The organism is Blastococcus sp. CT_GayMR16 (assembly GCF_004570875.1).
In the GTDB taxonomy this organism is placed as follows: domain Bacteria; phylum Actinomycetota; class Actinomycetes; order Mycobacteriales; family Geodermatophilaceae; genus Blastococcus_B.
Genome location: NZ_SPQK01000001.1, coordinates 343,269 through 356,697, shown reverse-complemented (window position 1 = coordinate 356,697; position 13,429 = coordinate 343,269). Strand labels below are relative to the sequence as shown.

General features: G+C 73.7%; 12 protein-coding genes. 6 read left to right on the top strand and 6 right to left on the bottom strand.

The features are described 5' to 3' along the window. The first annotated feature begins 176 nt into the window (after positions 1-176). Positions 177-1,127, top strand: coding sequence for an intradiol ring-cleavage dioxygenase (locus tag E4P38_RS01770; RefSeq protein WP_135129981.1), 951 nt, complete (start codon positions 177-179; stop codon positions 1,125-1,127). Between the two features lie 4 nt (positions 1,128-1,131). Here the strand turns inward: E4P38_RS01770 and E4P38_RS01765 are convergent, their stop codons facing one another. Beyond that, the gene (locus tag E4P38_RS01765; protein WP_135129980.1) at positions 1,132-1,644 is read right to left on the bottom strand and encodes a flavin reductase family protein; all 513 of its coding nucleotides are present in this window, start codon (positions 1,642-1,644) and stop codon (positions 1,132-1,134) included. A 35-nt stretch (positions 1,645-1,679) separates the two neighbouring features. On the opposite strand from E4P38_RS01765, the gene E4P38_RS01760 reads away from it, so the two are divergent. Together E4P38_RS01760 and E4P38_RS01755 are read left to right on the top strand one after the other, a co-directional pair. Further along, positions 1,680-3,101, top strand: coding sequence for an NAD(P)/FAD-dependent oxidoreductase (locus E4P38_RS01760; RefSeq protein WP_245160726.1), 1,422 nt, complete (start codon positions 1,680-1,682; stop codon positions 3,099-3,101). A gap of 14 nt (positions 3,102-3,115) precedes the next feature. After that, positions 3,116-4,033 (top strand): NAD(+)/NADH kinase, encoded by a 918-nt coding sequence (locus E4P38_RS01755; protein WP_135130141.1) that lies wholly within the window; start codon positions 3,116-3,118, stop codon positions 4,031-4,033. A 6-nt stretch (positions 4,034-4,039) separates the two neighbouring features. Here E4P38_RS01755 and E4P38_RS01750 read toward each other — a convergent pair whose 3' ends face one another. Then, the gene (locus E4P38_RS01750) at positions 4,040-4,825 is read right to left on the bottom strand and encodes a transglutaminase family protein (protein ID WP_135129978.1); all 786 of its coding nucleotides are present in this window, start codon (positions 4,823-4,825) and stop codon (positions 4,040-4,042) included. 182 nt (positions 4,826-5,007) lie between these two features. On the opposite strand from E4P38_RS01750, the gene E4P38_RS01745 reads away from it, so the two are divergent. Beyond that, positions 5,008-5,772 (top strand): nucleoside phosphorylase, encoded by a 765-nt coding sequence (locus E4P38_RS01745; RefSeq protein ID WP_135129977.1) that lies wholly within the window; start codon positions 5,008-5,010, stop codon positions 5,770-5,772. 10 nt (positions 5,773-5,782) lie between these two features. On the opposite strand, the gene E4P38_RS01740 is transcribed toward E4P38_RS01745, so the two are convergent. Further along, positions 5,783-7,744 (bottom strand): EAL domain-containing protein, encoded by a 1,962-nt coding sequence (locus tag E4P38_RS01740; protein ID WP_245160725.1) that lies wholly within the window; start codon positions 7,742-7,744, stop codon positions 5,783-5,785. A 216-nt stretch (positions 7,745-7,960) separates the two neighbouring features. Here E4P38_RS01740 and E4P38_RS01735 point away from each other — a divergent pair, with 216 nt between their 5' ends. Together E4P38_RS01735 and E4P38_RS01730 are read left to right on the top strand one after the other, a co-directional pair. After that, positions 7,961-8,683, top strand: a complete 723-nt coding sequence (locus E4P38_RS01735; protein ID WP_135129976.1) for a hypothetical protein — start codon at positions 7,961-7,963, stop codon at positions 8,681-8,683. A gap of 95 nt (positions 8,684-8,778) precedes the next feature. Next, positions 8,779-9,825, top strand: coding sequence for an LLM class flavin-dependent oxidoreductase (locus E4P38_RS01730; RefSeq protein WP_135129975.1), 1,047 nt, complete (start codon positions 8,779-8,781; stop codon positions 9,823-9,825). A gap of 10 nt (positions 9,826-9,835) precedes the next feature. Here the strand turns inward: E4P38_RS01730 and nadC are convergent, their stop codons facing one another. The 3 genes from nadC to nadA are packed head-to-tail and all read right to left on the bottom strand — an operon-like array spanning position 9,836 to position 13,396. After that, the gene (gene nadC / locus E4P38_RS01725) at positions 9,836-10,738 is read right to left on the bottom strand and encodes a carboxylating nicotinate-nucleotide diphosphorylase (protein ID WP_135129974.1); all 903 of its coding nucleotides are present in this window, start codon (positions 10,736-10,738) and stop codon (positions 9,836-9,838) included. After that, positions 10,735-12,381 carry an L-aspartate oxidase gene (locus tag E4P38_RS01720; protein WP_135129973.1) on the bottom strand — a complete coding sequence of 549 codons (1,647 nt, stop codon included), beginning with the start codon at positions 12,379-12,381 and terminating at the stop codon, positions 10,735-10,737. Before E4P38_RS01720 ends, nadC begins: the two co-directional genes overlap by 4 nt. Before the next feature lies 1 nt (position 12,382). Then, on the bottom strand, positions 12,383-13,396 hold the full coding sequence (nadA, locus tag E4P38_RS01715) for a quinolinate synthase NadA (RefSeq protein WP_245160724.1): 1,014 nt from the start codon (positions 13,394-13,396) through the stop codon (positions 12,383-12,385). Positions 13,397-13,429 lie beyond the last annotated feature (33 nt).

Here is a 13,429-nt window from a genome sequence, read left to right as displayed (position 1 = left end):
CGCCGCGGCCGGCCATGTGACACCGAGCCCGGAAATTGTGCCCTGCCGGGTGCCGCCGTCCGGCGGAGAACCGGGGCTGTCGCTCACAGGAAACGGGCAGCAGGGGCACAGCCCGGCGCCTGGTCGGCTGCCTACGGTCGGGAGAACCACCCCACGGAGACCCCCGGAGAACCCGCATGCAGAGCACCTCCCAGCCCGAGCACGGTCCGACGTTCGAGGGCCGGTCGTTGCCGCGCCCGCAGGAGGAGCTCGTCGATCAGGGGCTCGGGTTCGATGTCGGCACGCTGCTCAGCCGCCGGCGCCTGCTGGGAGTCCTCGGCCTCGGCGCAGCCACCGTGGGCCTGGCCGCGTGCGGAGGCGGAGCGGGCAGCTCGGCGACCGCGACGTCGTCGGCCTCTGCCTCGGCGAGCCCGGCGGCCGGGGAGATCCCCGACGAGACCGCCGGGCCCTATCCGGGCGACGGCTCCAACGGACCGAACGTCCTGGAGCAGAGCGGCATCGTCCGCAGCGACATCCGATCCAGCTTCGGGGACGCCAGCGGCACCGCCGAGGGCGTGCCGATGACGCTGGAGCTGACCGTCTCCGACCTGACCAACGGCGGCGCGCCCTTCGCGGGGGTGGCCGTCTACGTCTGGCACTGCACACGCGAGGGGGGCTACTCCCTGTACTCCTCGGGCGTCGAGGACCAGAACTTCCTCCGCGGCGTCCAGATCGCCGACGCAGACGGAAAGGTGAGCTTCACCAGCGTCTTCCCGGCCTGCTACAGCGGGCGCTGGCCGCACATCCACTTCGAGGTCTATCCCGACCAGGCCAGCATCACGGATTCGACCGCGGCGATCGCCACCTCGCAGGTGGCCCTGCCGGAGGACGTCTGCACCACGGTCTACGCCGAGTCGGGTTACGCGGCCTCGGTCCGCAACCTCGCGCAGGTCAGCCTCGACAGCGACAACGTGTTCGGCGACGACGGTGGCGCCACCCAGCTCGCCACCGTCTCCGGCAGCGTGAGCTCCGGCTACACCGTCAGCCTCGCCGTCGGGATCGACACCACGACGACCCCGACGGGAGCAGCCGGTGGTGGCGGCGGTCGGCCCCCCGGTGGCCAGCCGCCCTCGGCACCGGCCGGCTGACCGGTCAGGCGCGGCCGGCCGCCCGGCCGGTCTCGTCGACGTAGCGGCCGCGGTGCCGGAGCAGAGGCGCGGCCGCGGGGTCGCCGGGCAGCACGTCGTCGACCGCGAGCAGAGCGAGCACGTGATCGCCGGCCTCGACCAGTCGCTCCAGCCGGCAGTCCAGCGCGACCAGCCCGCCGTCGAGGACGATCGCGTCGCTGGCGGGCGCGCGCGACCAGGGCACCGACTCCAGCAGGTGCCGGGCGCTGGGCCGGCCGGCCGAGGAGAACCGGCTCGCGACGATCGCGTGCCCGGCGGCCAGCACGGTCAGCCCGCAGCGGCCGACCTCCTCCAGCACCTCGGCCGGATAGCCCGCAGCGACGAGCCCCACGGCGATCAGCGGCGGCGCCGCGGACACGCTCACGACCGAGCTGACGGTCGTCCCGACGTCGTCCATGCCGTCGCGCACGGTCAGCAGGCACACCCCGGAGGCGTGCTGGCCGAGCGCGGCGGTGAACTCGGTGGGGGAGACCGGCATGGCGGCCAGTCGACCACACCGACAGGATGGTGCGGGTGAGCAGCGCAGTAGAGCGGACCTATGACGTCGTCGTCCTCGGCGCGGGCTCGACGGGTGAGAACCTCGCCGACATCGCCGTCCGGGGCGGGCTGACCGCCGTCCTGGTGGAGAGCGAGCTCGTCGGCGGTGAGTGCTCCTACTGGGCGTGCATGCCGAGCAAGGCGCTGCTGCGCGGCACGGAAGCGCTCGTCGAGGCACGGGCCGTCGACGGCGCCGCGCAGGCGGTGACCGGCGAGCAGGACGTCGACGCGACGCTGGCCCGGCGGAATCGGTTCACGTCGAACTGGGACGACTCCGGGCAGGTGACGTGGGTCGACGGTGCGGGCATCCACCTGATCCGCGGCACCGGGCGGCTGGCCGGCGAGCGCACCGTCGTCGTCGACACCGGCGCCGGCGAGGTGCGGCTGACCGCCCGGCACGCGGTCGCGGTGTGCACCGGGTCGGAGGCCGCCGTGCCTCCGGTCGACGGGCTCGACGCGATCGACGCCTGGACACCGCGGGAGGCCACCAGCGCCAAGGAGGCGCCGGCTCGGCTGCTGATCCTCGGGGGCGGCTACGTCGGCTGCGAGATGGCCACCGCCTGGCAGGCGCTGGGGTCGCAGGTGACGTTGTTCCAGCGCGGCGAGCGGCTGCTCGACGGCCTGGAACCGGCCGCCGGGGAGGCGGTCGCGGCATCCCTGCGGGCACGCGGGGTCGAGGTGCGACTCGGCTGCGAGATCACCGCCGCCCGGCGGGACGGCGAGGGGGTCGTCGCCACGACGTCGCACGGCGACCTGCGCGGCGACGAGCTGCTGGTGGCGGTGGGCCGCCGGGCGCGCACGTCCGATATCGGGGTGGACACGGTCGGTCTGGAGCCCGGGGAGTACCTCGAGGTCGACGACACGATGCAGGTCGACGGGATCCCGTGGCTCTACGCCGCCGGCGACGTCAACGGCCGCAGGCAGCTGACGCACATGGGCAAGTACCAGGCGCGCCAGGCGGGGGCGGCGATCGTCGCCCGGGCCCGCGGGGAGGAGGTCTCGACCGCGGACTGGTCGCCCTTCGTGGCCACCGCCGACCACGCCGCCACTCCGTCCGTGGTGTTCACCAGCCCCCAGATCGCCAGCGTCGGGCGGACCGTCGCGGAGGCGGAGGAGGCCGGCCTCCCGCACCGTGTCGTGGAGTACCCCATCGGCGACGTCGCCGGGGCCTCGCTGTTCGCCGACGGGTACACCGGGACGGCGATCGCGGTGGTCGACACCGAGCGCGAGGTGCTGCTCGGGATGACCTTCATCGGCCCGGCCGTCGCCGAGCTGCTGCAGGCCGCCACGATCGCCGTGGTCGGCGAGGTGCCGATCAGCCGGCTGTGGCACGCCGTCCCGGCCTATCCCACGGTCAACGAGATCTGGCTGCGCCTGCTCGAGACCTACCGGGGGTGACCGCCGTGCAGCGCATGGAACGCATCGGGCTGGTGCTGCACCCGCGGCGCGACTGCTCCCCGGCCGTGGGGCAGGTGCTGGCGTGGACGTCCTCGCACGGGGTGGAGCTGGTCGCCTCCACCGATGACGTCACCCGCCTCGGTGTCGGCGGCCTGGTCCCCGTTCCCGTCGAGGAGCTCGCCGCGAGCTGCGACGGCATCATCGCCCTCGGCGGCGACGGCACCCTGCTCGGCGCCATGCGCCTGGTCAGCGGGCGCCCGGTGCCCGTGCTCGGTGTGAACTTCGGCAATCTCGGGTTCCTGGCCGAGGTCGAGGGCGCCGAGCTCGACCGGGCCCTGAGCTCCATGGCCGAGGGCGGGTCGACCGTCGAGATGCGCGGCTGCCTCGTCGTGCGGCACACCGGCGGTGAGAGCCTCGCGTTCAACGACGCCGTCGTCGCGCGGGTGCCGGGGGAGGGGCTGGTCGAGGCGACGATGTCGGTCGCCGGCCGGCGCTACGGCCGCTACCGCTGCGACGCGCTCATCCTCGCCACCCCGATGGGATCGACGGCCTACAACTACGCAGCCGGCGGACCGGTGGTCAGCCCGGGCGCCGAGGGGATCCTCGTGACGCCGTCGGCACCGCTGAGCGGCATCTCCCGCAGCCTGCTGCTGGGGCCGACCGAGCCGCTTCGCCTGGAACTGACCGCCGGCCGGCCCGCCTTCGAACTCGACGGCGTGCTCACCGGCCGGCTCGATCCCGGCGAGATCCTGGAGGTCGAGTGGCGTCGCGACGCCGGGCTGCTCGTACGCCTGGCGGGCTCGCGGGCGGCCGACCGCAGCCGGGTCAAGCTCTCGCTGCTCGACCTGCCCCTGCTGCCGCAGGAGCTCCTGGAGCTCGTGCCCGAGAGCCTGCGCCGGCGGCTCGACGACGGGTCGGCCGACGCGGGGTGACCGGCGTCAGGGCAGCGGGAACGGGGCATCATCCGGAACCGGCAGGGGGCCGGCCGTCGTCGCCGTGACGTTCATCGTCCGGAACTCCGCGATCCCGCCGAACAGCGACAGGAACGCGGTGTCCGCGGCGTCGCGGCCCGAGCAGATCCGCACCAGGGAGCTCGTCGGCGCCAGCCGCGTCGAGTCCACGACGCACCACGTGCCGTCGACGTCGGCCTCGACCACGGCGTGGAAGTCCATCGGCGACAGCCCCGGGGCGTAGACCGCCACCAGCCGGGCGGGGATCTCCAGCGCCCGCAACAGGGTGATGGTCAGGTGCGCGTAGTCGCGGCACACGCCCTGACCGGCCAGCAGCGTGTCGACGGCGGTGTCGACCGGGCGGCTCGCGCCGGAGGTGTAGATCAGGCGCCGGTTCACCCAGCCGGCGACCGCGGCGACCAGCTCGCCGCGCGGCAGGGTGCGGTCGAACTCGGTGGTCGCAAAGCCCTCCAGCTGGTCCGAGGGGCAGTACCGGCTCGGCCGTACCGCCACCGCCCACTCCGCCGGGGTGACCTTGCGGGGGGTCCCGCCGGTCTCCGTGGCGGCCGAGTAGGTGATCGTCGTGTCGCCCGCGTTCAGCTGCAGGCGGTGCACGCGGGCGCCCTCGGCGTCGAACTCCTCGGCGTCGACCGTCGCGCCGCCGGAGAGCACGGTCAGCTGCTCGGTGGCCGGATCGGCGACGGCGACCTGCAGCAGCGCGGTCGCCGGTTCGGGGGACCAGATGGTGAGCGTGGCGGCGACGTCGATGCGCATGTGCCCATCCTCGCCCGGACCTGCGGGTTCCTGCTGTGTGCTGCGTCTCGCAGCCGCTCTTCTTACGTGCTGTTCACACGCCGCTGCTTGGGTGGACCCATCACCCCGCCTGCCGCGGGGTCCATCCCGGGCATCTACGGGCGGCTGTCCGCACCGCGGTCCATCGCGTGAGGGAGCAGCGCATGACCACCGTGGACAAGTCCTCCGTCGGGACCACCGGCCGCCAGTACCACGTGGGCGTCGAGCTGGGCGAGATCAGCGACGTCGTCCTGATGCCCGGCGACCCGTTCCGGGTGCAGCTGATCGCCGACCATCTCGAGGACGCCGTCGAGGTCGCCCACCAGCGCGAGTACCGCACCGTCGTCGGCACTTACCGGGGACGACGGATCACCGCCTGCTCCAGTGGCATGGGTTGCCCGTCGACCGCGATCGGCGTGGAGGAGCTGGCGCGGGCGGGCGCCCGCACCTTCATCCGGGTGGGCAGCACCGCGGCCCTGCAGCCGGGCATAGAGGTGGGCGACCTGATCATCTCGGAGGGGTCGCTGCGCAACGACGGGACGTCGGCGGCCTACGTCCCGGCCGGCTATCCCGCCGTCCCCGATCTGGAGCTGACCGTGCAGCTCACCCGGACGGCCCGCCGGATGGGCGCGGCGGAGGGTTTCGCGGTCCACACCGGCATCAACGCTACCGACGACGCCTTCTACGCCGAGACGCCCGAGTGGATCGCGCGGCTGGCCGGGCTCGGCATCACCAACGTGGAGATGGAGAGCTCGGCGATGTTCGTCGTGGCGCGGCAGCGTGGCCTGCGCGCCGGGATGGTGTGCGCCGTCTCGGGCAACCTGGTCACCGGCGACGTCGTCTACGGCCGCCCGAACGAGCGGCTCGCCGTGGGCTGGGACCACAGCATCCGTGTCGCACTGGAGACGGTGATCGCTCTGGGCATCTGAGGCTTCGGGGTTACTCGTCCTCGGGCTCGTCGGCGAGCTCGTCGAACAGCTCGCCAGTGGAGTCGCCGGTCAACGCGAACTGGCCGTCGAGGCGCCCGGTGTCGTCGTCGTCGTCGAGCAGCTCTGCGGGCACGATCCGCTCGACGGGCAGCTCGGACGTCGGGATCGGGTCGTCCATCAGCTCGCCGGCGACGATCTCCGCGGGTGCGTCGAGCAGCTCGCCCATGAGCACCTCGGCCCGGCTCGGCAGCGGCGCGGGCCGGCCGAACGCGTAGCCCTGGGCCATCGCGCAGCCGTGGTCGAGCAGCCAGGCCGCCTGGTCGAGGTCCTCGATGCCTTCGGCGATGACCTGCAGGCCCATGCCGCGGCCGAGCTGTAGCAGCCCCTGGACGAGGGCGGCCGTGGCGGGCTCGGTCACGACGTCCGCGACGAAGGAGCGGTCGATCTTGACGGTGTGGATCGGCAGCCGGTGCAGGGCGGTGATCGCCGAGTACCCGGTGCCGAAGTCGTCGAGGGCGAGAGTGACGCCGGCGTCGGTGACGACGGCGACCGAGTGCAGCGTGGCCTCGGCGGCGAACAGCGCCGTCGACTCGGTGATCTCCAGCTCCAGTCGCTCGGGGGCCAGGCCGGACTCCGCGAGGGCGGCGGCGACCAGGTCGCTGAACCCGTCCTCGGCGAGGTGGCGGGCGGAGATGTTGACGTGCACCCGCAGGTCCTCGGGCCACTGGGCGGCGTCGGTGCAGGCGCGGTGCAACACCCAGGCGCCCAGCTTGGCGGTGAGCCGGTTGTCCTCGGCGGCGGAGAGGAACATCGCCGGCGGCAGCAGGCCGCGGGTGGGGTGCTCCCACCGGACCAGCGCCTCGTAGCCGAGCAGTGTCTCGTCGCGCAGGTGGACGATCGGCTGGTAGAAGAGCCGCAGCTCCTCGTTCTCCAGGGCGTGCTTGAGGTCGGTCTCCAGCTGGAGGGCGTCGACGTCGTCGTGGGCGAGCGCGCCCTCGTGCACCTCGATGCGGGCCCGGCTGCCATCGGCCTTCGCCCGGGTGAGAGCGCTCTGCGCCTGCCGCAGCAGGTCGTCGGGAGTCATGTCCGAGCCGAGCGTCAGGCCCACGCTCGCCGACAGGGTGATCTCCCGCTCGTGGACGATGAACGGCTCGTCCAGAACGCTGAGCAGCCGATCGGCGAGCGCCCGCAGCCCGGCGAGGTCCTCGACGTCCTCGGCGACGACCAGGAACTCGTCGGCACCCAGCCGGACGGCGGTGTCCTCGACGCGGGTGCTCCAGCGGAGGCGGTCGGCGACCTGGCTGAGCAGCATGTCGCCGGCCTCGTGGCCGAGGGCCTCGTTGACGGCCTTGAACCGGTCGATGTTGAGGTGCACCAGGCCGACCTGCAGCCCACGGCGGCGGGAGAGCGCGACCGCGTGCCGGAGCCGGTCGGTGAGCGCGCGGCGGTTGGGCAGCCCGGTGAGCGGGTCGGTGAACGCGCGGCGGACCAGGTCGTCCTCGGCCCGGCGGCGGTCGGTGACGTCGACCAGGGAGAGGACGACGAACTGCGGCTGGCCGTTGTTGTGGCGGACGATCTCGTGGGACTGGATCGCCCACAGCTCGGTGCCGTCGGAGCGGCGCAGTCGCCGTTCGCCGTCCAGCAGGAGGTTGGGGTCGAGCTGCGGCTCACCCTCGGCGACGTTCAGGCCGAGGTCACCGACCGGAGGGTCGTCGGGGTGGGCGAGCAGGTCCACGTGCCGGCCGGCCAGCTCCTCGGCCGTCCGCCCGGTGAGCGCGCACATCATCGGGTTCGCGACCAGCACGTGACCGTCGAGGTCGACGAGGGCCTTGGGGATGGGTGCGGAGAGGAAGAGCGCCTGGAACAGCTGCCCGCGGTCGGCGAGGAGGGTGTCGATGGCCCGCATTCGCTGTCCGGCGGGGCCGGTCGCGCCGGCGGGGGTCCGCGGCACCTCGGAGGCGGGGAGGCTCACGTCCACAGGGTCACGCATCGGAGCGGCAAAGTGACGGAACCTGACCACGGAGAGTCGTGATCGAGCCGTCACACACCGTCACTCAACGCACCGTACGCACCCTGTGACGCACCGGTCCGTCGACTCCCGCGCTGCCGTCCTCGTGCCGCTAGCGTCCGGCGCACTCAGCGCACGGCCAACGGGGGTCGTGGTGCGTCCAGGAAAGGGATCCACCTCTTGAAGCGAACCATCGGTCTCGGGGGCGCTCTCGCTCTCGGCATCACCACCGTGCTCCTGGCCACGCCAGCGCTGGCGGCGCCGGGGCCGGGCGTCATCCACGTCCCGAGCGACTTCGACCCCGCGCTGAGCGACACCAGGGCCACCGGTCATTACGAGGTCGTGGGGTCCGGTCTGCGCATCTGGACGGACGGCAGCGGGTCGACCGACAAGGTGGCGGAGTACGTCGACACCGACGTGCCCCTTGCCGACGTCGGCGAACCGACTCTGGACTACACCACCACCTCCGGCACCATCCCGCCCGGCTTCCAGCTCGAGGTGGACGTCGACGACGACGGCTCGATCGACGGCATCCTGGTCGGCGAGCCCACCAAGTACGGCGACGACTGGTGGCTGAACAACGCCGCCGACGCCGACATGAAGGCCGACGCGCCGAACACCGGTGGCGGCTCGGGGAGCAACTGGTACGGGACGCTCGACGAGTGGCGCGCCGCCTTCCCCGACGCCCAGGTGCTGGCCTTCGGGTTCTCGCTCGGCTCGGGCGTGCAGGGCGACTACCTGCTGAACGCGATCAACTTCGACAACACGCGGTACACGTTCGCCGCTGACGTCGTCCTGACCTCGAAGGACCAGTGCAAGGGCGGCGGCTGGGCGACCAGCTACCCGACGACCTATCGCAACCAGGGCGAGTGCGTGAGCTCGTTCGCGAAGGCCAAGAAGTAGTCCCAGTCGCTGCGAAGGCCCCCACCGGTGTGCGGTGGGGGCCTTCGTCGTCCCGGCCCGGGAACAGCAGGCCCCGCCGGTGCGCTCGGTCGTGCATGAGTGCGGTGGAGAAGCGGATCGGGTTCCTGTCCTTCGGGCACTGGCAGCCCATCCCCGGGTCACAGGTGCGGACCGGGCGGGATGCCCTCGTGCAGAGCGTCGAGCTCGCGGTCGCCGCCGAGGAGCTCGGCGTGGACGGCGCCTACGTGCGGGTGCACCACTTCGCCCGGCAGCTGGCCTCGCCGTTCCCGCTGCTCGCCGCCATGGCCGCGCGCACCAGCCGGATCGAGATCGGCACCGGCGTGATCGACATGCGCTACGAGAACCCGCTGTACATGGCCGAGGAGGCGGCGGCGACCGATCTGCTGAGCGACGGCCGGCTGCAGCTCGGTGTCAGCCGGGGATCGCCGGAGACGGCGCTGCGGGGGTCGGAGGCGTTCGGCTACGTGCCGGCCGACGGCGGCACCGACGCCGACCTGGCCCGGGACAAGACCGCACTCTTCCTCGCCGCCGTCCGTGGGCAGACCGTGGTGGACGCCGACCCGGGGATGACCGGGGGCGTCGCCGGCCGGCTGGCGATCCAGCCGCAGTCGCCGGGCCTCGCCGACCGCATCTGGTGGGGTTCGGGCACGCGGGCCACCGCCGAGTGGACGGCGCAGCAGGGCATGAACCTGATGAGCTCGACGCTGCTGGTCGAGGACACCGGCGTGCCGTTCGACGAGCTGCAGGCCGAGCAGATCGCCCGCTACCGGGCGGCGTGGGCCGAGGCCGGCTGGGAGCGCCAGCCCCGGGTGTCGGTGAGCCGCAGCGTGATGCCGATCGTCACCGAGCAGGATCGCCAGTACTTCGGGAACCGGTCCGAGGACGACCAGGTCGGCATCCTCGACGGCGTCCGGGCCCGGTTCGGCAAGAGCTACGTCGGGGAGCCCGACCGGCTGGCCGAGGAGCTGGCGAAGGACGTCGCCGTCCAGGAGGCCGACACCCTGCTGATCACCGTGCCGAACATGCTCGGCGTCGAGTACAACGCCCGGCTGCTGGAGAACGTCGTGCGGCACGTCGCCCCGGCCATCGGCTGGGTGCACCCGGACCGCCGCACCTCCTGACGGGAACGCCCTAACCGCGCAGATCGAAGCCCAGGTCGAGCACCGGTGCGCTGTGCGTCAGCGCGCCGACGGCCAGGTAGTCGACGCCGGTCGCGGCGACGGCGCGCGCCCGCTCCAGCGTCAGGCCGCCGCTGGCCTCCAGCCGGCAGCCCGTGCCGCGGGCCAGCTCGACGGCCGCGACGGTGTCGTCGATACCGAAGTTGTCCAGCAGCAGCAGGTGGACGCCGGCCGCCAGCGCCTCGCGGACCTGCTCGAGGGTGTCGCACTCGACCTCGAGCGGGATCGCGGGCGCCGTCGTCCGGACGGCCTGGACCGCCGCGGTGATGCCGCCGGCCGCGAGGACGTGGTTGTCCTTGATCAGGGCCGCGTCGCCGAGGCCCATCCGGTGGTTGACGCCGCCGCCGCAGCGCACGGCGTACTTCTCCAGCGCGCGGAGGCCGGGCGTGGTCTTGCGGGTGTCCCGGATCGCGGCGGCGGTGCCGGCGACGGCGTCCACCCAGTGCCGGGTCAGCGTGGCGATGCCGGACAGGTGCCCGATCAGGTTCAGCGCCGTCCGCTCGGCGGTGAGCAGGGCGCGCGCCGAGCCGGCGGCGGTGAGCACGGCCTCGCCCGGACGGGCAGCGGTGCCGTCGGCGGCGAGCAGCTGGACCTCGATCTCCCCGCGGCCGACGAGGTCGAAGACCGCCGCGGCGACCGGGATCCCGGCGAGCATGCCCGGTGACCGCGGCACGACGTCGCCGGTGGCCTGCGCCCGGACGGAGACGGTGGCGTCGGTGGTGACGTCGGGGCCGAAGGCGAGGTCCTCCTCCAGTGCCCGGCGGACCACGCCCTCGACCTCCGCGGGGTCCAGCCCGCCTGCCGACAGGGCGGCGGCGTGCGTGCGGTGCACCGAGCCGAGCGCGAGGCCGGTCATGCCACGACGAGGTCGAGGTCGCGGACGGGCTCGGTGCGGGTCTGCAGCCGTCCGGCGCCGTCCAGCCGGTGCACCAGGCGAGCCCGCCAATCCGGCGACGAGACGGGCGCGTCGGTGCGGCGGTGGCAACCGCGGCTCTCCGGGCGGCTCGCGGCCGCGGCGGCGAGCAGGGTGGCAGCCGTGTGGAGGGCGGTCGTCTCGACGGCGGCCAGGTCGAGCGGGCGCCCGGCGGCGAGCCGGGGGACGGTGGTCAGCACGCGGGCCAGTCTCGCAAGTCCGTCGCCGTCCCGGAGGACCCCGGCGTCCCGGGTGGTGGCCGAGGTGACCGTCGTCCGGGCGCTCGGGTCGATCGCGTCCCCGCCGGCTCGGGCGACCGGCTCGCCGCCGGCGGGCAGGTCGGCGGCCAGCAGGGCGGCGCACCGGCGGGCGGCGACGAGGCCCTCGGTGATGGAGTTCGACGCCAGGCGGTTGGCGCCCTGGACGCCCGTGCAGGCGACCTCGCCGACGGCGAAGAGCCCGGGGACGGCCGTGCGGCCGTCGAGGTCGGCGACCACCCCACCGCAGGAGTAGTGCGCGGCCGGCGTGACCGGGACGAGCTCCCGCGTCATGTCCACACCGGCGTCGCGACAGGCGCGCAGGATGCCGGGGAACCGGCGCCGCAGGTGGTCCGCGCCCAGGTGCGTGGCGTCCAGGAACACGTGGTCCTCGCCGGTCGCCCGGAGGTGCGCGGCGATGGTGGCGGAGACGACGTCGCGCGGTGCCAGGTCGGCCAGCGGGTGTGCGCCGGGCATGATCCGGCGTCCGGCCCGATCGACCAGGACGGCGCCCTCGCCACGGACCGCCTCGGAGATCAGCGCCTGCTGTCCGGCGGCGCCCGGCCCGGTCCAGAGCACGGTCGGGTGGAACTGCACCATCTCGACGTCGGCAACCTCGGCGCCGGCCCGCAGTGCGAGGGCCAGCCCGTCACCCGTGGCGCCGTCCGGGGTGGACGTCGCGGCGTAGACCTGGCCGTAGCCGCCCGTCGCGAGCACCGTGGCGCGGGCGCGCAGGTCTCCGGCGTCGAGCAGCGAGCCGTCGTCCCCGATCCGGGCGACCCGCAGCCCGACCACGCGACCGCCGGAGTCGCGCAGCGCGTCGAGCGCGACGGTGCGCTCGAGCACGTCGACGCCGCGGGCGCGCAGTGCGTCGCCGAGCGTGCGGGTGACCTCCGCGCCGCTGGCGTCACCGCCGGCGTGCACGATCCGGTCGCGGCTGTGCCCGCCCTCGCGGGTCAGTGCGGGCCGGCCGTGGACGTCGAGGTCGAGCCGGGCGCCGAGTTCCTGGAGCAGGGCGATCGCGGCCGGTGCCTCGGCGACCAGGGTGCGGACGGCGACCTCGTCGCAGAGCCCGGCGCCGGCGACGAGGGTGTCCTGCACGTGCAGCTCGGGATCGTCGTCCGGACCGAGGACGGCGGCCAGGCCGCCCTGGGCCCAGGCGGTGCTGCCGTTCCCGAACGCGCCCTTGGTGACGACGGTGACCGCACGGCCGGCGTCGGCCAGGGCCACCGCGGTCATCAGCCCGGCGGCGCCGCTCCCGACCACGATGACATCGGTGGTTCGGGTCCATCCCGCTGGCGGCAGGGGGAGCGCCGCGACCAGGGTCACGTCACTCGCCGATCGGGGACGGCGTGCCGATCGCGACCATCGCCTCGACCGCCGCTCGGGCGCGGGCGGCGATCACCGGGTCGACGGTGACCTCGTCGCGGCCCTCGCGCAGTGCGCGCAGGAGCTTCTCGGGGGTCGACATCTTCATGTACGGGCAGGCCGCGCGGGAGTTCACGGGCTGGAAGTCGGTGACCGGGTTGGCCTGACGGAGCTGGTGCAGCATGCCGATCTCGGTCGCGACGAGCACCCGCTTCGCCGTCGTCCGCCGGGCCTCCTCCAGCATGCCGCCGGTGGAGAGGATGTGGACGCGCTCGGTGGGCAGCTGCCCGTCGGAGACCATCCAGAGCGCGCTTGTGGCGCAGCCGCACTCGGGGTGGACGAGCAGTTCGGCGTCCGGTGCGTTCTCGACGCTCTGCCGGAGGTCGGTGGGGGAGATGCCGGCGTGCACGTGGCACTCGCCCATCCAGATGCGCATGTTGGTGCGTCCGGTGACCCGCTGGACGTGGGCGCCGAGGAACTGGTCGGGGAGGAAGAGCACCTCGCGGTCGGCCGGGATCGACTCGACGACCTCGACGGCGTTGGACGACGTGCAGCAGATGTCGGTCTCGGCCTTCACCTCGGCGGAGGTGTTGACGTAGGAGACGACGACGGCGCCGGGGTGCTCGGCCTTCCAGGCGCGCAGCTGGTCGGCGGTGATCGTGTCGGCCAACGAGCAGCCGGCGTTCGCGTCCGGCACCAGCACCGTCTTCTCGGGCGCCAGGATCTTGGCGGTCTCGGCCATGAAGTGCACGCCGGCGAAGACGATCGTCGAGGCCTCGCTGGTCGCCGCGATGCGGGAGAGCGCGAGGGAGTCACCGACGTGGTCGGCGACGTCCTGGATCTCCGGCGCCTGGTAGTTGTGCGCCAGGACGACGGCGTCCTTCGCGGCGGCGAGCGCGCGGACCTCGGCGCGCCAGGCCTCCCACTCGTCGGGGCTCCAACTCGCGGCAGTGGGTGCGGACAGCGTTGCGGTCACCGGAGACCTCCGAACGAGGGGTGGTTTCTTACT